A 20,275-nucleotide genomic window follows, 5' to 3' on the forward strand; every position below is an offset into this window, starting at 1 on the left:
TCGTCATGAACGAGCCGATCAGCCCCACCAGCCCGAACCGCGCCGCGACGACGGGCTCCTGTTGCGGCACCGCCCCCGTACCCGCCGCCGAAGTGGCGCCCGCCCAGTCCTCACCCTGCTGCGGCACCAGCGAGGGCGCGGAGGCGGCCGGAGCCTGCTGCGACCCGCAGGCCAAGCGCGAGGCCGTCGCCACCGGCGCCGGCTGCTGCTGACCATCCGAAGTCCCCACCCGCCCGCCTGCACGAAGACCCGGAGACATGCCATGAGCGAGACCACCACCGAGCTGCCCGTCGTCGTCATCGGGGCCGGCCCCGCCGGACTCGCGGCCGCCGCCCACCTCCTCGACCGCGACATCGCGCCCCTCGTCCTGGAAGCCGGCCCGCTCGCCGGGGCCGCCGTGCGCGAGTGGGCTCACGTACGGCTGTTCTCCCGCTGGGGCGAACTCGTCGACCCGGCCGCCGAGAAGCTCCTGGCCCCGACCGGATGGACCAAGCCCGCCGAGGACACCTACCCCTCCGGGGGTGACTGGGCAGAGCGCTACCTCCAGCCGCTCGCCGACGTACTCGGCGAACAGATCCGCTACGGAGCACGCGTCACCGGCGTCTCCCGCACCGGCCGCGACCGCATCGTCGACGCCGACCGCGACACCCAGCCCTTCGTCGTCCACTACGAGAACGCCGACGGCCACGAGCACCGCCTCTTCGCCCGCGCCGTCATCGACGCCTCCGGCACCTGGTCCACCCCCAGCCCCGCCAGCGGCAGCGGACTCGCCGCCCTCGGCGAGAAGGCCGCCGCCACCCGCATCACCTACCGCGTCCCGGACCTGAAGGACCCCGCCATCCGCGCCCGCTACGCGGGCAAGCGCACCGCGGTCATCGGCTCCGGCGCCTCCGCCTTCACCGCCCTCGCCTACCTCGCCGATCTCGCCACGTCCGAGCACGGCCAGGGGACTCACGCCACGTGGATCCTCCGCCGAGGGATCTCCGGCTCGACCTTCGGCGGCGGCGAGGCCGACCAACTCCCCGCCCGCGGCGCCCTCGGCCTGGCGGCCAAGGCGGCCGTCGACAACGGCTACGCCGACGCGATCACCGGTTTCCGCACGGACGCCTTCGAGCGTGACGGGGAGGGCCTCGTGATCCTCATCGGCGAGGACGGCCGCCGTCTCGACCCGGTGGACGAGGTCATCGTCCTGACCGGCTTCCGCCCTGACCTGTCCTTCCTGGACGAGCTGCGCCTCGGCCTCGACGAGCGCCTCCAGGCCCCGACCGCGCTCGCCCCGCTGATCGACCCCAACCAGCACTCCTGCGGCACCGTCTACCCCCACGGCGTGAACGAGCTCTCCCACCCCGAGAAGGACGTCTACCTCGTCGGCATGAAGTCCTACGGCCGCGCCCCCACCTTCCTCGCGATGACCGGCTACGAGCAGGTCCGCTCCATCGCCGCCCACCTCGCTGGCGACCAGGAAGCCGCCGAGCGCGTCGAACTCACCCTCCCCGAAACCGGCGTGTGCGGCGGCGCGGGCCTCTTCGACGAGCCGGAAGCCTCCGAGCAGAACGACGGTGGTGGCTGCTGCGCAGCTCCGGCCACCCTCACCATCGGCGCCGCTCCCGCTCCCGCTTCCTCGGGCGGCTGCTGAGGTGAGCGACCTTCAAAGCGGCCTGGCCGCGGCCGGGACGGGGGTCCGGTCGCGGCCACGCGCCGTCCTGCCCGCCCTGTGCCTCACCCAGATCACCAGCTGGGGCATCGTCTACTACGCCTTCATCGTCCTCAACCCGGCCATCACCGCCGACACCGGCTGGAGCGCGGGCGCGACCACCGCGGCGTTCTCCGCCGCCCTCGTCGTCTCCGCCATAGCGGGGATCTACGTCGGCCGCGTCCTGGACCACCGCGGCCCCCGCACCGTCATGACGGCTGGCTCCGTCCTGGGTTCGCTGAGCCTGCTGGTGATCGCCGCGGCCCCCAACCTGGCCGTCTTCTTCGCCGGATGGCTGCTCGCCGGAGCGGCGATGGCCGCGATCCTCTACCAGCCCGCCTTCGCAGCCCTCACCCGCTGGTGGGGCCCCGACCACATCCGCGCGCTCACGATCGTCACCCTCGCCGGCGGGCTCGCCTCCACCGTCTTCGCACCCCTGACCGCGATCCTCGCCGACCACATGTCCTGGCGCGCCACCTACGTCGTACTCACCGGCATCCTCGCGGCCCTGACCGTCCCGGCCCACGCGATCGCGCTGAAGGCCCCGTGGCCGCAGGCCCCGCCGAGCCCGCCGCACGTCACCGGCGGCCACGAGCAGGTCGTGCGCAGCCGGGCGTTCTGGATGCTGGCCGTCACGTTCACCCTGTCCGCGTTCGCGATGTACGCCGTCGTCATCGGCCTCGTCCCCCTCCTCCTCGAACGCGGCTACACCATCACCCAAGCCGCCTGGGCCCTCGGCCTCGGCGGCGCCGGCCAGACCCTCGGCCGCACCCTGTACGCCGCCCTCGCCCGCCATCTCGGCGTCACCGCCCGCACCGTCACCCTGATCGCTCTCGGCGCCCTCACCACCGCAGCCCTCGCCACCGTGGCCGGCCCCTACACCCTGCTCGTCGCCGTATCCGTCCTCGCCGGAGTGATCCGCGGCAACCTCACCCTCCTCCAGGCCACCGCCGTCACCGACCGCTGGGGCACCACCCACTACGGCCGACTCTCCGGACTCCTCGGAGCACCCGCACACGCCGCAGCCGCCCTCGCCCCCTTCGCCGGCGCAGTCCTGGCCAGACCCCTCGGCGGCTACCCCGCCCTGTTCACCCTGCTCGCCGTCCTCTCGGCCGCGGCTGCTGCCACCGCGCTCGGGGCACGCCCTGGGTGTGGGTCCGTAAAGTTAACGGTGGTTTTGGAGTTGTTGGGGTTTCAGCGGCGGGCGGCTGAGAGCCGGCCGTCGAAGGTGATGTCGAAGGCGTTCAGAGCGGCCTTCCAGCGCTGGGTCCAGCGTTTGCCTCCCTGGCCGGTGGGGTCGAGGCTCATGATGGCCATGTAGACGCACTTGATGGCGGCCTGCTCGTTCGGGAAGTGCCCACGGGCCCGGACGGCCTTGCGGATCCGTGCGTTCACGGACTCGATGGCGTTCGTCGTGCAGACGATCCGCCGTATCTCGGTGTCGAACTGCAGAAACGGCACGAACTCGGCCCATGCGTTCTCCCACAACCGGACGATCGCGGGATACTTCTGGCCCCATTCCTCCTGAAACTCCAGGAACCGTTCCATGGCGGCGTCCTCGGTCGGCGCCGTGTAGACGGGCTTGAGCGCCTTCGAGATCTTGTCCCAGTCCTGCCGGGCCGCGTAACGGAACGAAGCCCGCAGCAGGTGAACGACACACGTCTGCGTGATCGCCTGCGGCCAGACGGCCCCGATCGCTTCAGGCAGCCCCTTCAACCCGTCACAGACGACCATGCAGACGTCTTCCGTGCCGCGGTTCTTGATCTCCGTGAGGACCTGGAGCCAGTACTTGGCACCCTCGCCCCCGTCGCCGGCCCACAAGCCCAAGATCTCGCGAGTGCCCTCGACGGTGACCGCCAGGACCACGTAGACCGGCCTGTTCGCGACCTTCCCGTCCCGCAGCTTCACGTGGACACAGTCAATGAACAAAACCGGATAGACCGAGTCGAGCGGCCGGTTCTGCCACTCGTTCATGCCGTCGATCACCTTGTCCGTGATCGTGGAGATGGTCGTCTTGGAGACCTCGGCGCCGTAGACCTCCGCTAGACGAGTAAGTCCGAAGTGCTGGTCAGTGGTCGTAGGCGATCAGTGATCGTGCGACCGGTGTTTCGTTGGATCGGTTGTGCCAGATGGCTGCGGTGAGGGCGAGGATGCGTTGTCCGACGCGGGCCAGGACTCCAGCTGGGGTTCTGGCCCCGTGTCGTTCGAGGTCGAGCTGGCCTTTGAGGGTGTCGTTGACCGACTCGATGAGCTGCCGGATCGGCTTGAGGAGGTGCTCACCCGGCCGGGGCTTCTTGTTGCGGTAGCTGGGCCGCAGCAGGGTCAGGCCGTGGTCGGCCATGAAGGCGTCCAGGTGCTTGGAGACGTAGCCCTTGTCGCCGACGATCGTCTGCCCGGGATGGGTGGCCAGCAGGTCCTGGTCGCCTGTGAGCATGTCGGCCAGGACCTCGCGTTCGTCGGTTTTAGGGTTGGCCAGGGCCCAGGCGATTGGCAGGCCGCCGGGTGTGCAGAGCAGGTGCAGGCGCAGGCCCCAGAAGAACCGTGAGTGCGAGGGGCAGTAGGAGTAGGCGGCCAAGCCGGCGAGGTCGGATCGTTTGACGGTGGGCCGGGAGCGTGCACATTCGACGGGTGTGGAGTCCACGACCCATACGTCGTCGTGCCACAGGTCGGTGTCGCGGGCGAGGGTGCGGATGAAGCGGCTGAGCAGGGTGTTTGCGGCCCGTAAACGCTTGTTGTAGCCGGACTGTTCGGGCAGGTAGGGGAATTCGGCGGCTAGATGGGTGCGGGCGAACCGCAGCCAGCGTGCCTCAGAGACGAAGCCGAGCAGGGCCTGCATGACCGCGAGTGTCAACAGTTCGGCGTCCGTCAGCCTCGGCGGACGGCCTGTCCGCCGCGTTCCTGCCAGAGAGTCATCGATCCTCACGTACAGTGCAGTCGCGAGGGTCTCCAGGTTTGTCGTCACAAACGAACCAACGAGACCCTCGCTTCATGCGCCCGAAGACTTCGGACTTACTCGTCTAGGTGAGCGGAGATCTCCCCGTGGGTCAGGCCGCGGGCCGACAGCGAGAGCACCATCTCGTCGACGCCGGTCAGCCGGCGCTGTCGCTTCTTGACGATCTGCGGCTCGAACGAGCCCTCCCGGTCCCTCGGGACTTCGAGAACGACCGGGCCGACCTCGGTCACCACGGTCTTGGACCGGGTCCCGTTCCGGGTGTTGCCCGAGCCAGCCTTCTCATGCTTCTCGTGCCCGAGGTGGTCGGTGATCTCGCCTTCCAGGGCCGACTCGAGGATCCGCTTCGTCAACTGCTGCAGCAGACCACCCTGGCCCGTCAGCTTGATCCCGTCAGCCTTGGCCCGGTCCACCAGCTGACTGATCAGCTGGTCGTCCAGAACATCCGGTGCCAACCCGGACGGCTGCACCTCCGCCACGGCCTCCGCCGACACGGTCACGTCTGTCATCAGGTGTCACTTCCTGTTCGAAGATCCACCGTTGACCGTACAGACCCCTGAAGGGTTCTCGGTAGGAACCCAGGGGTCCGGCAGCTGATTCTGCGCGAGAAGGCCTGGGTTCACGACGAACCTGGGTGCGGGTCCGCCTACAGGGGTCGGTAGGCGCCGTAGTTCCCGGCAAGGGAGTTCGTGGCGGCTTCGGCGACATCGGATCGAGGGCTGGAGACGCATGAGGTGAGGAAGTGGTGGACTCGCTGCCCCGTCCAGCCGGCCGCGGCAACAGTGGGCCAGAAGTAGATCCCATCCTGTGGGGACCTAGCTTCGATGAAGTCGATGATGTCGGTCACGGTTTCCTGGTTGAGGCCAAGCCGGAGCATGGCCACGGCCTGCAACGCTCCGCCCACAAGAGTCTCGTTACCGGTATTCAGGCACCAGCGAATCGTCTCAGTGTGGGAGTGCTCCATGTAGCTCAGCCGGACGATGGCGTCGCCCCCGGCAGTGTGAACCGCATGGAGAGTTTCGCGCTGAAGGACGAGATCTCGCAGGTAGGGAAGGTCGGAGGGGGAGCCGCATGTACCGAGCGCCATCGTCATCTGGTACTGGGTTTCCCAGGTCCGTGAATCCCTCACCTCGTTCTTCAGGGCTTCTAGCAGGGCAGGGCCTGCATATGAGTCGCCCAGTTTCCGAAGTCGCTTCGCGGCTGAGCGGCGCTTGGCGGAACTGCGGTCTTGAAGCTGGCGGATCGCCTCAACGGTGTCGAGAGCCACGGTCTCTCCTACTGGATACGGACGTCACTGGACCCTATTCGGCTCCTCTGACAGTTCCGCCGAGGGTCTCGCCGGGTGAGACCAGAAGCAGCTGACGGGCCGAGTCGGCGTAACGCATCGCGGTCTTCTCGTCGAGGCCGAAGACCTCGGCAAGGTGGAGTGGGTCAGGGCCGTGAACCATGGCCTCTTCAAGCTGTCGGTCGACGCGGAGCCGCTCCAGGGTGGCGTCCTGTGTCCGCGCATCGGCGCGCTGATCCAGTGGTTGCTGGCCCGGCTGGTCGTGTTGGCGGTCTGGTTGTTGATCAGCAGGTGGAGGTTCGCGGTGCTGGGCCACCGGCAGCGCCGGTGGCCCAGCCAGTCCGTCAGGAGCTTCAGGGTGAGGTCGTCAAGAGGCCGGACGCGTCCGGCGATGGTCAGCCGGCGGTTGCCGAGGTCGACGTCGTCGAGCGTGAGGGTGGCGATCTGGGCGACCCGGGCGGCGTGGACCGCCGCGAGGGCGAGGACGAGCCGTGCCGCCGGGGTGGTGGCCGCCGCGACAGAGCTCTCGACCTGCTCCGGAAGGAGCGGTTGGAGCACGCTGTACTCGTTCTGCCCGACCTTGATGCGGCTGGTGGGGTCGCGGAAGACCAGCCCGTGCCGTTTGGCCCAGGTGAACAGCGAGCGCAGGGCGACGTGTTGGTCACGCCGCTGGTGACCGTGCAGTGTCTTGACGTAGGTGAGGACGTCGTCGCGGGTTACTTCCCGCAGGTGGTGATAGCGGTTCGACCACTCCAGCAGGGCAGGGCGGACCTGGTTGAGGGAGAGCCAGACCGTTCCTTCGCGTCGTGGGAGACTGCGGGGGCCGCCGTCGCGCAGGACGCGGGTCCAGCGCTCGGCTTCCGAGCGGATGCCGGGTGCGAGTCCTTCCAGGCGCCCGACGAGCCAGCGTTCGAAGGACGGTTCGCTGTCGTCCTCAAAGATCCCCATCTCCTCCAGGACCGTGACGACGTGGCCGACGGGCAGGTCCAAGGCCCGTAGCGGGGCGAAGATCTCCGTATGCCGGATCACGTCGCCTTCGACGTGGCCGGTGAGGACGACGGCCAGGCCCCGGTTGACGGCGAAGCGGATGTTGCGTCCCCAGCCGCGGGCCTCGGCGAATCGGTGGGCGAGGTACTTCGCCCAGGCCAGCCACGGGCTAGCCAGGTCGGCGTCTGCCGGATCGAGTCGGCCGAAGTCCCGAGGGATCTGCTCGAACAGCGGCGGCTGCCGCCAGCCGGCATCCGGGCGCCAGGCCGGCGCGGGAGGTGGTTTGCGCGGGGCTCCACGCCGTCCTCCCTTCCGCCGGGCCGGGGGCGTCGGTCTCCTGCGGTAGTGCATGCCGACGAAGAACAGCTGGTGATGTCGGACGACGGCGAGCCGGTCCCGCACGTCCGTCTCGTCGGTGGGATGGCCGATGACGGCCTTCGCGCTGAGGCGGGCCTGGCACCAGCACAAGCGGCAGTAGTCCCACTTCAGCGGCTGGACGCGACGGCAGCCGGTGCATTCCGCCGCGTCGTGTCCGCGGCCGAACATGTAGCAGGTGTGGCAGAGCCGTCCGCGGAAGTCGCCCCAGGCCAGGCAGCCAGGGCAGGAACTGGTGGGCTTGACGTAACCCTTCGGGAAGCGTGTCACCGGATCACTCCGGGGGCAGCGACCGGCCGTCCCGGCGCTTGGGGATCACCTTCGGCGCGGCGGTCCCCGAGCCGACAGCCGCCCGGACCGTCTCCTCCTGACCGGGGCGGTGCACCTTCTCCGGCTCGGGGATCAGGAGGTCGCCGATCTCGCAGCCGAGGACGACGCAGATGACGTCCAGGTCCTCCAGCTTCAGGGAGACCGGCTGGCCAGACCACAGCCCGGACATCTTCCCGGCCGAGATCACCAGGCCGTGCTCGGCGAGGCTCCGCTGGAGCTCGGAAGCTTTCCAGATCCCCTGGTTCGCGGCGGTCAGCCGCAGATTCCACTTCATTGCAGAAGTCCTTCCAGACGCTTCGCGGCCCGCTGCTGCCCGGCCACCCAGGCGTCCTCGACCCGGGTCTGCTGGACGTGGACGTATCGCATGGTCGTGGCGATCCAGGAATGTCCGAGGACTTCCTGGATCGCGATGAGGTCGAGTCCACCCAGGTAGAGCTCGGACGCGCAGAAGTGCCGCAGGACGTGCGGGGTGAGCTTGTCGCCCCAGCCCGGCAGGTGCGCCGTGGCCGCGGCCTTGAGCCCACCGCGCAGAGCATCGTCGCCGACCCGGCCCGAGGAGCCGTCAGCGCATCTGCGTTCGGAGGGGAACAGCGGGGCGCCGGGGCGGGTGTGGTCGTCGTCGAACTGGCCCCAGACGTCCTCGATGAACCAGCGGAGCGTGCGGTCAGCGCCGTTGATCAGGGGGACCATCCGCTCGCGCGGGCCCGAGCCCCGGGCGCCCTTGCCGTGGCGGACGTGGAGCTTGCCGAAGCGGCCCAGGTCCCACTTGATGTCCGCCAAATCGAGCTTGCACGCCTCGCTGACCCGCAGCCCGACCTGGGACATCAGTTTGGAGGCGGTGTAGTTCCGGGCGGTCGGGGCGAACTTCCGGCAGGTCGCCAGCTCGCCGCCCCACGCGGTGAACAGCGTCCTGACCTCCGGCCCGGACGGCGGAATCCGCAGTGCCGCGTCCTTCGACCCGCGCGGCCGGTTCATCTCGTCGATCGGGCACTCGATCACCCGACCGGTCATCCGGTGGATCTCGACCTTGTGCCGCAGCTCCAGGAACAGGAAGTACGTGGTCAGCGCCTGAGAGCGCCCCAGCCGGGTGCCGCTCGGCGATGCCCGCAGTACCTTCCCGAAGTACGCGTCGGCGTCGGGCGGCTCCATCTCCCACAGCGGTCGGCCGAACCAGGACCGCATCTGCTCCAGGTGCCCGACGTCCCCGCGGATCGTGCCGTCCGCCAGCCCGGCCGAGGCCCGCGCCAGCACGAACCCCGCCAGCACGTCGGTCTCGAACTGCTCCAGCTCCTCCGCCGTGGCCAGCGGCCGGACATCGCGCAGGTCCCGTACGACAGCCAGCGCCAACCCGAGCCCCCTCACCTTCACCCCGATCGTGAACCGATCAGGCATGGTGAGAACGCTTCAGGAATCCCGAAGTTACGTCAGCCCGCGAACCGCTGCCGGAGAGAAGACGAATCCCCTGGCCACGAGGTCGAGGACTCAGCGCGGCTCAGAGCAACCCACGGGATGTCGCACACCTCAACCAGACAAAGGAGCGACTCACCCGAACCGGCGATAGCACCACACCTGTTGCACCAACTACGGTGAGCAATCCGCGCGTCGAGCTGCACAAACGCTCCGTCCGCTGCCTCGTGCCACAGTCGTAGCCCCAGAGAACCCCCTTTGTACGGCTTGTCGAGAGGCCCGGCAGGAGCAGTTCACCCGCCCCTGACCGTGACCGAACCCTCCCCTTCGGCCGCGATCACGCTGGTCCTTCCCGACGGGCAGGCCATCGAGCGGGTACGGCTCTACGAACGCCAGCAACTCGACTCCGGCCTATGGATGTACCGCATCGGTGTTCCCCTGTGGCAGACGACCTCCGGGGGCGGCGTGGAGCCGGCCGAGTACGGCACCTGGGTCACCTCCGAGCAGCTGCGCCCGCTCCCTGGGGTCGACCTGGACGGCATCCCGGCTCACCCGCGTACCCGTACCGCGCCGGCCCGGTGGGCGTGGCTGCTCGACGGCCGCGCCCACGGCCGGCCCGCCACCGTCCACGCCGAAGGCTGCTCCGGCGCCACCGACCGCGCGCACCCGCTGGGCACCATGCAGGCACTCGACGCACTCGCGCGGCCCGGCACGACGGCGTGCACCGTGTGCGACGCGGCCGAGGCGCTGCTGCCGATCCTCGCGCATGGCCAGAACGACGCGCCCGCCCCCGGCGACTGATCACGGGTCAAACGGTCGGGATGCGGTGTAGTCGTGGCGTTGGTAACCGCGTCCGTCGCCATGCCAGTCCAGGAACAGCGCCGAATCGCCGAGCGCGGCCGCGCCAGCCCGGTGGCTGATGGTCGGCGTCCGGTAGATACCGGACCGCGCACCGCTGGACGTGCTGTCCTCCAGCCGCGCCTCAAGGCCAGGGAAGTCGCGCTCGTCCACCACGGGGTCGGTGCCTTCGCGGGATTGCTTGATCTGCACCCGTAGCTTGGCCCCGTCGAAGATCGTCGGGTCGTCCACGGGGTAGAAACTCGCCCCGTCCCAGCGCACTTCGGCGTACGCGTACACAGTGCCCCCGGACCGGGCCGCGCACGTCCGTACCGTCACCTTCCAGTTGTCCGGCCACGGCCCGTCAACGGCTGACAGTCCTGGCAGCCCCAGGGGCCTCGAACGGGCGTGCGGGGCAGGATGGCGCGATGGCACAGCAAATCTTGCCCCCGTGGAGTCCTGGGGCGTGCTGCGGGAGATCGCCCGGTACCTGCTGCTGACGTACTGGGGGTAGCAGGACCCGGAAGGAGGTGTGAACGGCAAGGGCGACGGTGGCCCCACCGCAAGCCCCGGCATGCGCTGGCGTGCACCTTTGCAACGGCTGCTGGCCAGGCTGATCACGGCGGTGGTACGGCGGGGAGCCGGGTTGGCGGTGACGTCCGGTGCGAGAGAGCGCTGGCGGACGAGGTGTAGGCCGATGCGCAGCGGCCTGCTGACCTGGCCGAACGTCGACGCTCGGGGGCGGAGAAGCAGGGGTACAACCGAGCCCACCTCCTTGCCGCGCAGCTCGGCGGATCCAACTGGGATCCGGCGAATTTCGTCACCATGCACGCCTACGCAAATTCCCCCGTCATGCGGAAAATCGAGAACCAAGTAAGGGCCGCAGTGGAAGCCGGGGAGACAATCCAGTACAGCGTCACCCCCCGATACAACGGGACCGATAAAATCCCCACCGGGGTATACATCGAGGCTTATGGATCGAACGGCTCACGTTCACCCAGCACTGGAGCACCGGAATAACTGAATCAGGCAACACCGCATTCATTCCCAATCAGCCGAAGGAATGACGAGAGTAGTCGAGTAGGTGCGACTCGCCGCCACCTGCCCGCCTACTATCATCCCGTCCGTCCGGACTCGCCAACCTTTAGAAACAGGACCCCCGCCGTGAACAACGCCCTTGCACGTCTTCTCGAAATCGCCCCGGCGCCGAGCCAGCCCCGCGACAAGGATTGGGGCGAGGTCGAACGCGCCCTCGCAGTCGAGCTCCCCGACGACTACAAGGAGCTCATCGGCGTTTACGGGGGAAGCTACTGGGACAACTACCTTTACGTCCTGGAGCCCGACTGCCCCAACAAGCACTACGACCTCCTCAAGTGGGCCAAATACCAGTTCGAAGACCTGCAAGACCTGTGGACGGTCGAGAAGAAGCCGGCGGAACTGGAGACCGAGGAATCCGTGCTCATCCCGTGGGCGACCACGGACAACGGGGAATGCCTGTACTGGCTCGTTCTTCCGGGCCTTGCGCCGAACGAATGGACCGTCATGGTGAACGAGGTGAGCGACCGATGGGAACATTACCCCGTATCGTGCACGCAATTCCTCGCGTCCGCCCTCACCGGAGAGCTGCAGTCGAACATTCTCTCGTCACTGTTCCCCCTGGCAACCCATGAATTCAGCCGCCTCGATGAAGTGTGATGATGCGACGCTCGGCCGACACGGGCACGCGCGGCCTGGCGGGACATCAACAAGTGGTTCAACCGGGACGTCTGGACGGCCGCCCTCAACGACACGGGATACGGCGTCACCCGAACCTGATACCCGTGCCCTCATGAGTCACGTGCCAGAGCGTCCGTCTGCCCTGCGAAGACTCGCCGGATGGGCCCCTTGTTCTCAGCCCCGCGAGCGACGCTGACGGTGGGCGCGGAGGGGCGGCGGTGCCCCGGTGAGGGATCAGGAGCGGCCTCCGGTGAGGAGAACCCGCCGGGCACCGCGGCGCGCTGCGCCGGCTGCTCCACGGCCGGGGCCGCGGGGATGAGGGCGGCCAAGGGCCCCGACAGGGCGGGCCGAGGGCTGGGGGCGGCGACGCCTAGTGTTCTGCGCCAGAAATCTCAGGGTTAAGTCTGCGCCTGGTTGCCCGGGTTGGATGGGGTGATCTTGGTGAGGTAGTCGGCAACGGACTTGAGAATCTCGTCGGCGGTCTTCGTCCAGGCAAAGGGTTTCGGGTTCTCGTTCCAATTCTCGATCCAGGCCCGGATGTCGTCTTCCAGTGCTTTCACCGAGGTGTGGACTCCGCGGCGGATGAGCTTGTCGGTCAGCAGACCGAACCACCGCTCGACCTGGTTGATCCAGGAGGAGCCTGTGGGGGTGAAGTGGACGTGGAAGCGGGGGTGTCTGGCCAGCCACGTCTTGATCTCAGAAGTGTTGTGAGTGGCGTAGTTGTCGCAGACCAGGTGCACGTCGAGCTCGCGGGGCACGGCTTTGTCTATGGTGACCAGGAACTTCTTGAACTCGATCGCGCGATGGCGGCGGTGGAGTTCGCTGATGACGGTTCCGTCGGCGACGTTGAACGCGGCGAAGAGGCTCGTGATGCCGTGCCGCAGGTAGTCGTGGGTGCGTCGCTCGGGCATGCCCGGCATCATCGGCAGCACCGGCTGTGAACGGTCCAGCGCCTGGATCTGGCTCTTCTCATCCACGCATAACACCACCGCCCGCTCAGGCGGGTTGTGATACAAGCCGACGACGTCGACGACCTTCGCCACGAACTGCGGGTCGGTGGACAGCTTGAAGGAATCCTGCAGATGCGGCTTGAGTTCGAACCGTTTCCAGATTCGGCCGACGGTCGACTTCGATAGCCCCGTCCGAGCTGCCATCGAGGCCCGCGACCAGTGAGTATCCTTCCCCGGCGTGGACTCCAGCGTCGCCACGATCACGTCTTCGACCTGGTCAAGGAGAATCGACGGCGGCCGGCCCGGACGGGGCTCATCGACCAGGCCTTCAAGACGATGGGCGATGAAACGACTGCACCAGCGGTCGACGGTCGAGGCATCCACACCGAGCTCGACCGCGGCCTGCCTGTTCGTCCCGCCCTCCGCGCAACGCAGCACGATCCTCGCCCGCAGAGCCAGAAACTGGGCGGTCTTCGCGCGCCGGGCCCATCGGACCAACTGGCCCCGTTCGTCCGCACTCAGAACCAGATCGGCCTTCGGCCGACCGATTCGGGCGGCATCCTCAAGTCCGGCCAACCCATCGGCGGCGAACTTCCCGCGCCACTTCCTCACCGTCGCTACGGTCACCCCGACCTCGACCGCCACCTGCGCGTTCGGCGCCCCGCCTGCACACGCCAGCACGATGCGCGCCCGCTCCGCGAACCGCGGCGCCACCACCCCACTCACCCAGCGGGACAACTCAGCGCGTTCCTCATCGGACAGGCGGACTTCAACGGCACTAGGACCCGGCGACATGACAACAGGCTACAGACTTAACCCTGAGATTTCTGGCGCAGAACACTAGGTGGTGGGGAGGAGGTCGGCGACGAGGACGGCGAACTCCTCGGGGTCGAGGATGCGGATGCCCAGTTCTTCGGCCTTGGTGCGCTTGGAGCCGGCCTTCTCGCCCGCCACCACGAGGGTGGTGCGCTTGGACACCGACGATGACGCCTTTCCGCCGGCCCGCTCGATCAGTTCGTTCATCTCGTTCCGGGACAGCACCGCGAGGGGGCCGGTCATGGAGCCGGTGACCACGACGGCCTGTCCGGCCAGCGGGCCGCCCGCCTGGTCCGCGCCGTCGTCGTTCGCGTCGGTTGCGGGCTTCTGCGGCTCGGCGACCTGGATGCCGACCTGCTGGGCCTGGAGCTTGTCGAGGAGCGGGGCGAGTTCGACGAGTTCGGCCGCGATGACGCGGGCCTTCTCGGTGCCGATGCCGTCGACCCCGGCCAGCGTGTCGGCGTCGGCGGCCCGGATCGCGGCCATCGAGCCGAAGTGCGCGGCGATCCGGCGGGACATCGTGCGCCCGGTGCCGCGGACCCCGAGGGCGCAGAACACGCGGCTCAAAGCGGCTCCGCGGGCGGTCTCGATCGCGGCCAGGAGGTTGGCGGCGCTGGTCTGACCCATCCGCTCCAGGCCGAGGAGCTGCTCTCGGGTCAGTGTGAACAGGTCGGCGATGTCCCTGACGAGACCGGCCTCCACCAGCTGGATCGCGCGCGTGCCGCCGAGACCTTCGATGTCGAGCTGGTCCCGGCCGGCGGCGTAGATGACCGAGGCCACGGCCTGGCAGCTCCGGCCGCGTACGCAACGCCACCGCTGCTCGGAGGTGTCGATCGCGTCGCCGCAGCGGGGGCATACCTCGGGGAAGACGATCGGGGTCTCGGCGCCGGTGCGCTGGTCGACCAGGGGTGCCTCGACGCGGGGGATCACGTCGCCGGCCCGGTACACGAACACCTGGTCGCCGATCATGAGCCCGCGGCGGGTGATGTCGGACGGGTTGTGGAGGGTGGCGTAGGTGACTGTCACCCCGTCGATGATCACGGGCTCCAGGACGGCGCGCGGGGCGATGATTCCGGTCCGGCCGACGTTCCACTCCACCGCCAGCAGGCGTGTCACCTTGTGTTCGGCCGCGAGTTTCCGGGCCACGGCCCACCTCGGGGCGCGCGAGCCGTTGCCGGCCTGGCGCTGGTCCTCGGCCGTGTCGGCCTTGACGACGACACCGTCGATCCCGAACGGCAGGTCTGCGCGCAGGCCGGCGATCACGTCGATACGTTCCTGCACCTGCTCCACGGTCTCGCATCGCATCGGGGCGGCGGCCGTGCTGGCCGCCGTGTTCGCGCCGAGTGCGGCCAGGTTCTCCAGCAGAGCGGCGTGGCCGAGGTCGTTCAGGCCGATCGCGCTGTAGGCGAAGAAGGTCAACTCGATGCGGTAGGGGCGGTCCTTGGCCCGCAGGGTGCCGGCCGCGCCGCTGCGCGGGTGCGCGAAGGGCGTGGCCTCGTGGGCGAGCCGGATTCGGTTGGCTTCCTCGAACTGCGCAGTTGTCAGCAGTACCTCGCCGCGCAGTTCGACGTCGATCGGCTCGGTGAGGACTGGTGGCAGGCCGAGGACGGCGTCGGCGGCGTGGGTGATGTCCTCGCCGGCCAGGCCGTCGCCGCGGGTGAGGACCTGAACGAGCCGGCCACCCCGGTAGCGGGCGACCACCGCGAGGCCGTCGAGCTTCGGCTCCACACACCACCCGGCCACGGGGTGCCCGAGACGCCGTTCCAGCCCCGCGGCCCACTCGGCGAGCTCGTCGGCGTCGAAGACGTTGTCGAGGGAGAGCATCGGCACCGAGTGCGGCACGTCGCCCTGCACCGCCCCGCCCGCCACCTTCCCGGTCGGCGAGTCGGCGAGCACCTCGTCCGGGTGGGTCGCCTCGTAGGCCGCGATGGCGCGCAGCAGCCCGTCGTACTCGTCGTCACCGAGCGGGGTGGTCCCGTCGCCGTAGTACGCGGCCGACGCCGCCACGGCAGCGTTCACGGCCTCCGTGTAGGCGGCAGGAGAGAGCAGGGCACTATTTTCGGTCATGAAGGTCATCATCGCGCCCCGCACTGACAACGCCGCCAGTGCGTCGGTTCAGTGGACACGGACGACCGTGGCCAGTGCGTGCCGCGTCGTCCCGCCCGCTGCTTCGACCACCAGGCAGGCGGCGGCCTGCTGGTACGGCCCCTGTCCACGGTGTGGGCCACCGCGCCACCGTCTGCCGCACGGCGGTACCGGGAGTGGGGTTTCAGCGGCGGTGGGGCGGTTGTCGCCCGGAGGGGAATATCGGTGACGGTCCACAGCGCCGAACTCCACCGCCGGGTCCTCGCCGCTGTCGCGCCCTACGCCGATCAGGTCGTGCTCGACACCCGGATCGCGGAGGAGAAACCCAGCGGGGCCGGCTCAGAGCATTCACCGAGGAGTGACCAGCCGGGCGAGAGGCCGCGAAATGGCTGACCGCCGGCCGGGGAGAGCAGGGGCCGTCTCGCCTGACTCAGCCCCGAGACCGCCGAGGACGGTTGGGTCGGTGCGGGCGACGCTGTCCCGGTACGGGATCAGGTGCAGCCTCAGGTGAGGAGAATCCACCCGGCACCGCGACGCGCTGCGCCGGCTGCTCCACGGAAGGGGCCGCGGGGGTGGGGCGAGCTGGCTTGCCCGTGGCCAGGATGGTGATGTGCGGGATGTGGCGGGCGCAGGCCTGGCAGACGTCTGCCAGGGTCCAGACCTGGCCGACGGCCGGGTTGTGGACAAGCACCAACAGGCTGGTGCCGGCACAGTGGACGGGGGTTTCGTGGAGGGCGCACTGCGCGTTGCCACAGCTGCAGGCGGCGTTGGGGCGGGCGCCGGCGAGGCGTCCGTGGGCTTTGATGTGCTCGGCGGCGAAGCGGCGCATGCTCGCGGCGTCCTTCGAGCGGGGCGGCATCCGGCACGCGGCGGTGCTGCAGGTGACGGACACGGTGTGATCGGGGTGGCCAGTGATGCGGACCGTCCAGGTCCGTCCCGGCACGCGTGCTCCTGGCATCAGGGTCAAGTCGGGTCCTGTCATCGCGCTGGTTGTGGCTGGGCTTCCTGCTGGCTCGTGAAGGAGCTGGGTGCGTGCCCCGTGTCGCGGAAGGCTCGCCAGCGGCGCGAGGTGCTTTGGGCCAGCGCGCCCGGGACGGCGACCACCTTGCCGAGAATAGGGACAGTAACCCGCATCCCACCTGGCGCGGAACATCATTTCGACAACAGGGTGTGGTGACCTCACAGCGGGTGGTGAGGAGGATCAGGGGTGGCGGCCGCCCCTGGCCCGCGGCTTGCAGTAGAGGTTCCGACCGCTCATGATCCGCATGTGCCGTTCCACGTCAGACTTCGCTCGGCCCCCATCCCTCCCCCGCCGTCACCGACACCTGGGACAACTCCGAGACCGCCGAGCGGAAGTTCAGGGGACTCATCGGCCGCTATGGCAGTCAGGCGGAAGTTCGAATCGAGCTGGTCGAGGACGGGCCCCAGGGAGAGCACACCGTGCGGTCCTGGACGCGGGAGGGCGGCGAGGTGGAAGGGCCCTGACAGCGCCCCGGCGAGGGCTTCCCTGCCCCATCGGAAGGCGGCCGGCGGCACTGCGGTCTGGCTGCCGTTGCCGGTGGGGGTGATGGGGCGCAGGGTGGGAAGACGCCCAGGTCGAAGGGTGGTGCGGGCGATGGCCAGACCGGTGTGGACGGGGGTCTTGGGGTTCGGGCTCGTGAGCCTTCCCGTGGGCCTCTACACGGCCACGGACAGCCACACGATCCGCTTCCACCAGCTCCAGCGCGGCACTGCGGACCGGATCCGCAACCGGCGCGTGAACGAGCGCACCGGCGACGAGGTGGACCTCGCGGACATCGTGAAGGGCTGCGACACCGGGTCCGAGTACGTGATCGTCGAGCCGCAGGAGCTCGACGAGATCGCTCCCGGCCGATCCCATTCGATCGACGTAGCCGGTTTCGTCGACCTGGACACCGTCGACCCGGTCTTCTTCGACAAGACGTACTTCCTCGGGCCCCGGGGAGCCCAGTACGGGAAGCCCTACGCTCTCCTGGAGCGCGCCCTGGCCGAGTCGAACAAGGCCGGCATCGCCACGTTCGTGATGCGCGGGCGGGAGTACCTGGTCGCCTTGAAGGCGGAGGAGACGGAGGGCCTGCTCACGCTCCACACACTGCACTGGGCCGATGAGCTGCGCGATCCGCACGCCGAGGTGCCCGACCTGCCGGGGACGGTCGAGGCGACGGCGGCGGAGGTGAAGATGGCCATGCAGCTGATCGACGCCCTGGCCATGGAGTGGGAGCCGGAGGCCTTCCACGACTCCTTCTGCGAGAAGGTCGAGGCCCTGGTGAAGGCGAAGGCGGCCGGGGAGACGGTCGAGAAGGCCGAACCGGCGACGGAGCCGACTGGCGCCGTCGACCTCATGGAAGCCCTGCGCGCCAGTGTCGAGCGGGCCCGCAGTCCTAAGGACACCGGCGAGAAGGCCGCCTCCCCCGGCGCCCGGGCGGCCGGCGGCAGGAAGGCGCCGGCCGCGAAGAAGCGGGCGCGCTCCGGGCCGGCGGCCAAGGGCGGGGAGCTGGCGGCGCTGACGAAGGCCGAGCTGTACGAGAAGGCGGCCGCGGCCGGCACCCCGGGCCGCTCGTCCATGAATCACGACCAGCTCGCCGACGCCCTCGCCCACACCGGCCGCGACCGGCGCAAGGCCTGACCTCCGCGTGGTGGGAGGTCTGACGGGCACAGCCGTGGTCAGGCCACCGTGACGCGCAGGACGTACGGCTCGCCCGTACTCATCGCCTGCGCCTGTTCCCGGAGGTCCGCCTCCGTGAAGCCGAGCAGCGCCTCGTCCGCGGCCCGGCGCAGCAGCGGGAGGATCTCGGCGACGGGCTGGCCTCGGTGCGCTGCGGCGAGCTGGGCGAAGGCCCGCTGGTAGGGGGCTCCGTACGTGCTCGCGCTGTCGGCCAGCAGGTGGTCAAGGTGCTGTCGCTCGATGCTGATCTCGCCCATGGCCCGCTCCTTCGGTCCTCCGGGGCCCCGTCCGGTCCGGGGCCTCGTCTTCGACGCTACGAGGCCGGTCTGACATCGCCCCCTACCCGGCAGAGGGCGCGTCCCGGCCGATGAGCTCTTGGAGCTGCTCGCGGACGGGTGGCGGCAGCAGCCCCTCGGTGGCGAGGAGGTGCCACTGGCAGCCGGGAATGAGCCGGTCGAGTCGGTGGAACTCCCCGAGCTGGTAGAGCAGCACCAGGGCGTCGAGGGCGTGCTGGACGGGGGGCCGGTCGCGCTCCTTCAGGGTGCTGAGCACGGCCAGGCCGGCCATCGCGTAGCGGCCGTTCATCCACTCCAGGGCCGCCTCGCCCAGCTGCCCGGTGGCGAGTTCCCCATCGACCCGGTCGCACAGGTCCAGGGCCCACTGCCGTACGCCGGCGGCGGTCTTCCAAGTCCGCGCCAGGTCCTGAAGCGGAGCGGTGGCGGCCAGGTCGCGCAGATGGTCGCGGGCATCGCGCACGGGGCCAAGGGCCAACTGGTGGTCGTCGGTGAGGACCGCGTCGGCGAACTCGGGGACGTCTTTGCGGGTGGTCTCGACGAGGGACGCGATCGGGTTGGCCGTCGCGGTGGGGTTCATCGCGCGCAGCAGGTCGCTGATGTCCTCCAGGGACATCGTCCCGTTGATGGCCGCGGCGGCCGCGGCCAGCGCGGCGTCCTTGGGTGTGCCGGTCGGCGTGCCGGGGTTCTCGTCGAAGGCAGTGAGCTCAGCCGGGGGCCAGGTGTGTCCGCCGGCTCGGGCAAGGCGGGCGATGCCTTCGTCGATCCGCCGGGCCCGGGCGGGGACCAGGGTCACGGTCAGGCCGGCGTCGGCGATGTGGTCGGCGAGGTCGTCGAGCCGTTGTTCCGGGTCGGTGTCCGGGTCGTCGTCGCCGGGGACGGTGAGGGTGTCCACCGCGGCGGTGAAGGCGGCCCGTACCGTCTGCTCGGGTACGGGGAGCTCTTCGTCGAACAGGAGCAGTGCCACGTCGTTCGGGCGCTTGCCGCGGCCGGCGTGACGGGCGAGGCCGAGGACGAGGTCGAAGCTCTCGGGCGCCGGAGTGGAGGTGCTGCCCCTGCCGCGGCCCAGGCCTCCGCCGGGGACATTGCCGGGCAGCAGGCGGCGGCTCCTCCAGACCTCCAGCATCTTCGCGGTCACGGTGAAGCCGTGGCGGTGCGCGTGGTCGAGCAGCAGCTGATCGGCCGCGCTCGGGGTGTCAGTGGACATGCCAGGGAAGGTACCGACGCCCTTCAGGGCCATGACCGAGCTTTCACCTCATCCGGTGACTCCCCGCGGAATTGAAGCCAAAGGGCTACCCCATGACGTAACGGTGGCGTCCTTTTAGAGCCCCCCTACCTCCGCCCGGTCACCGCGGAGATCGTCCGCTCAAATGGCGTAGACCTGAAGGGGGTTGCGTGGCTAACCCCCCGCACCAGCACTGTCCCGCCCAGGACGCGACGTCAATGCGCGGCGCTTCATGCTCCGCCCCGTCATCACACAGAGACAAGGACACCACCATGCTCACCGACGTGCTCACCGGCTGGACCACGGAGACCCTGGGCGGCCTCACGCTGCTGGCGGGGGCCACAGCCTGGGGCTGGCTCCGCCGGCGCCGGAACCAGGCCAGCCCCGGCGCGACCCCGGCCATCGCGGCCAGCGAGGCCGTGCGGCCGGTCCGCACCTACACCCTGCTCGGAGCCCGTGCCGCCGACGGCCAACCCGTCCACTTGCCCAGCAGCCGGCTCGCCGGCACCCGGGTCACCTGGAATGACCCCACAGGCAAGCGGGAGCAGTTCGAGTTGACCGACGCGGTGCTACCGGACGGCACCTACGCGGCGGAACGCGTATCGGCGTACCTGGAGCGCGGCGCCCTGTGACTCGACCATCG

The 20,275-nt window shown here is 69.5% G+C and carries 19 protein-coding genes and 2 pseudogenes; 8 read left to right on the top strand and 13 right to left on the bottom strand.

Annotation, left to right across the window (positions count from 1 at the left end; all coding sequences use genetic code 11):
- Positions 1-5: 5 nt before the first annotated feature.
- From OG386_RS00785 to OG386_RS00795, 3 genes are read left to right on the top strand one after another with little or no spacing between them, the layout of a single operon-like run.
- On the top strand, positions 6-212 hold the full coding sequence (locus tag OG386_RS00785; protein ID WP_328786258.1) for a hypothetical protein: 207 nt from the start codon (positions 6-8) through the stop codon (positions 210-212).
- Positions 213-262: 50 nt separating this feature from the next.
- On the top strand, positions 263-1,636 hold the full coding sequence (locus OG386_RS00790) for an NAD(P)-binding domain-containing protein (RefSeq protein WP_328786259.1): 1,374 nt from the start codon (positions 263-265) through the stop codon (positions 1,634-1,636).
- A 1-nt stretch (position 1,637) separates the two neighbouring features.
- Entirely contained in the window at positions 1,638-3,014 is a 1,377-nt protein-coding gene (locus tag OG386_RS00795; protein ID WP_328786260.1) for an MFS transporter, read from the top strand.
- On the opposite strand, the pseudogene OG386_RS00800 reads toward OG386_RS00795, so the two are convergent.
- The 7 genes and pseudogenes from OG386_RS00800 to OG386_RS00830 form a co-directional block, all read right to left on the bottom strand.
- Positions 2,897-3,736: pseudogene (locus OG386_RS00800) on the bottom strand (IS256 family transposase); the annotation flags it as partial. The gene OG386_RS00795 and the pseudogene OG386_RS00800 overlap by 118 nt on opposite strands.
- Before the next feature lie 25 nt (positions 3,737-3,761).
- On the bottom strand, positions 3,762-4,655 hold the full coding sequence (locus OG386_RS00805; RefSeq protein WP_328786261.1) for an IS982 family transposase: 894 nt from the start codon (positions 4,653-4,655) through the stop codon (positions 3,762-3,764).
- Positions 4,656-4,705: 50 nt separating this feature from the next.
- Positions 4,706-5,152 (bottom strand): annotated as a pseudogene (locus OG386_RS00810) (transposase); the annotation flags it as partial.
- 137 nt (positions 5,153-5,289) lie between these two features.
- Positions 5,290-5,910: a HEAT repeat domain-containing protein gene (locus OG386_RS00815; RefSeq protein WP_328786262.1), complete on the bottom strand. Its 621-nt coding sequence runs from the start codon at positions 5,908-5,910 to the stop codon at positions 5,290-5,292.
- Positions 5,911-5,934: 24 nt separating this feature from the next.
- Positions 5,935-7,560, bottom strand: a complete 1,626-nt coding sequence (locus OG386_RS00820) for a hypothetical protein (RefSeq protein ID WP_328786263.1) — start codon at positions 7,558-7,560, stop codon at positions 5,935-5,937.
- A gap of 4 nt (positions 7,561-7,564) precedes the next feature.
- On the bottom strand, positions 7,565-7,894 hold the full coding sequence (locus OG386_RS00825) for a helix-turn-helix domain-containing protein (protein ID WP_328786264.1): 330 nt from the start codon (positions 7,892-7,894) through the stop codon (positions 7,565-7,567).
- The gene (locus OG386_RS00830) at positions 7,891-9,012 is read right to left on the bottom strand and encodes a tyrosine-type recombinase/integrase (protein WP_328786265.1); all 1,122 of its coding nucleotides are present in this window, start codon (positions 9,010-9,012) and stop codon (positions 7,891-7,893) included. The genes OG386_RS00825 and OG386_RS00830 overlap by 4 nt, the downstream gene beginning before the upstream one ends.
- A 324-nt stretch (positions 9,013-9,336) precedes the next feature.
- Between OG386_RS00830 and OG386_RS00835 the strand changes: the two genes are divergently transcribed.
- Positions 9,337-9,828, top strand: coding sequence for a DUF6233 domain-containing protein (locus tag OG386_RS00835; RefSeq protein WP_328786266.1), 492 nt, complete (start codon positions 9,337-9,339; stop codon positions 9,826-9,828).
- On the opposite strand, the gene OG386_RS00840 is transcribed toward OG386_RS00835, so the two are convergent.
- Positions 9,829-10,116 carry a hypothetical protein gene (locus OG386_RS00840; RefSeq protein WP_328786267.1) on the bottom strand — a complete coding sequence of 96 codons (288 nt, stop codon included), beginning with the start codon at positions 10,114-10,116 and terminating at the stop codon, positions 9,829-9,831.
- 465 nt (positions 10,117-10,581) lie between these two features.
- Between OG386_RS00840 and OG386_RS00845 the strand changes: the two genes are divergently transcribed.
- Both OG386_RS00845 and OG386_RS00850 read left to right on the top strand, forming a co-directional pair.
- Positions 10,582-10,884: a DNA/RNA non-specific endonuclease gene (locus OG386_RS00845; RefSeq protein WP_328793120.1), complete on the top strand. Its 303-nt coding sequence runs from the start codon at positions 10,582-10,584 to the stop codon at positions 10,882-10,884.
- A 144-nt stretch (positions 10,885-11,028) separates the two neighbouring features.
- A complete protein-coding gene (locus tag OG386_RS00850; RefSeq protein WP_328786268.1) occupies positions 11,029-11,559 on the top strand; it encodes an SMI1/KNR4 family protein in 531 nt (176 codons plus the stop codon).
- Positions 11,560-11,978: 419 nt separating this feature from the next.
- Here OG386_RS00850 and OG386_RS00855 read toward each other — a convergent pair whose 3' ends face one another.
- The 3 genes from OG386_RS00855 to OG386_RS00865 all read right to left on the bottom strand — a co-directional run bounded on the left by OG386_RS00855 (position 11,979) and on the right by OG386_RS00865 (position 16,374).
- Entirely contained in the window at positions 11,979-13,325 is a 1,347-nt protein-coding gene (locus tag OG386_RS00855) for an IS630 family transposase (protein WP_328786269.1), read from the bottom strand.
- Positions 13,326-13,370: 45 nt separating this feature from the next.
- Entirely contained in the window at positions 13,371-15,422 is a 2,052-nt protein-coding gene (gene ligA, locus OG386_RS00860) for an NAD-dependent DNA ligase LigA (protein WP_328793121.1), read from the bottom strand.
- 439 nt (positions 15,423-15,861) lie between these two features.
- Positions 15,862-16,374, bottom strand: coding sequence for a hypothetical protein (locus OG386_RS00865; protein WP_328786270.1), 513 nt, complete (start codon positions 16,372-16,374; stop codon positions 15,862-15,864).
- Positions 16,375-17,046: 672 nt separating this feature from the next.
- Between OG386_RS00865 and ku the strand changes: the two genes are divergently transcribed.
- Positions 17,047-18,075, top strand: a complete 1,029-nt coding sequence (ku, locus tag OG386_RS00870) for a non-homologous end joining protein Ku (protein WP_328786271.1) — start codon at positions 17,047-17,049, stop codon at positions 18,073-18,075.
- Between the two features lie 38 nt (positions 18,076-18,113).
- On the opposite strand, the gene OG386_RS00875 is transcribed toward ku, so the two are convergent.
- Both OG386_RS00875 and OG386_RS00880 read right to left on the bottom strand, forming a co-directional pair.
- Entirely contained in the window at positions 18,114-18,371 is a 258-nt protein-coding gene (locus OG386_RS00875) for a hypothetical protein (protein WP_328786272.1), read from the bottom strand.
- A gap of 82 nt (positions 18,372-18,453) precedes the next feature.
- Entirely contained in the window at positions 18,454-19,614 is a 1,161-nt protein-coding gene (locus OG386_RS00880; RefSeq protein ID WP_328786273.1) for a hypothetical protein, read from the bottom strand.
- Between the two features lie 290 nt (positions 19,615-19,904).
- Between OG386_RS00880 and OG386_RS00885 the strand changes: the two genes are divergently transcribed.
- Positions 19,905-20,264, top strand: coding sequence for a hypothetical protein (locus tag OG386_RS00885; protein WP_328786274.1), 360 nt, complete (start codon positions 19,905-19,907; stop codon positions 20,262-20,264).
- The last annotated feature ends 11 nt before the right edge of the window (positions 20,265-20,275 follow it).

The sequence above is a fragment of the Streptomyces sp. NBC_00273 genome (assembly GCF_036178145.1).
In the GTDB taxonomy this organism is placed as follows: Bacteria; Actinomycetota; Actinomycetes; order Streptomycetales; family Streptomycetaceae; genus Streptomyces.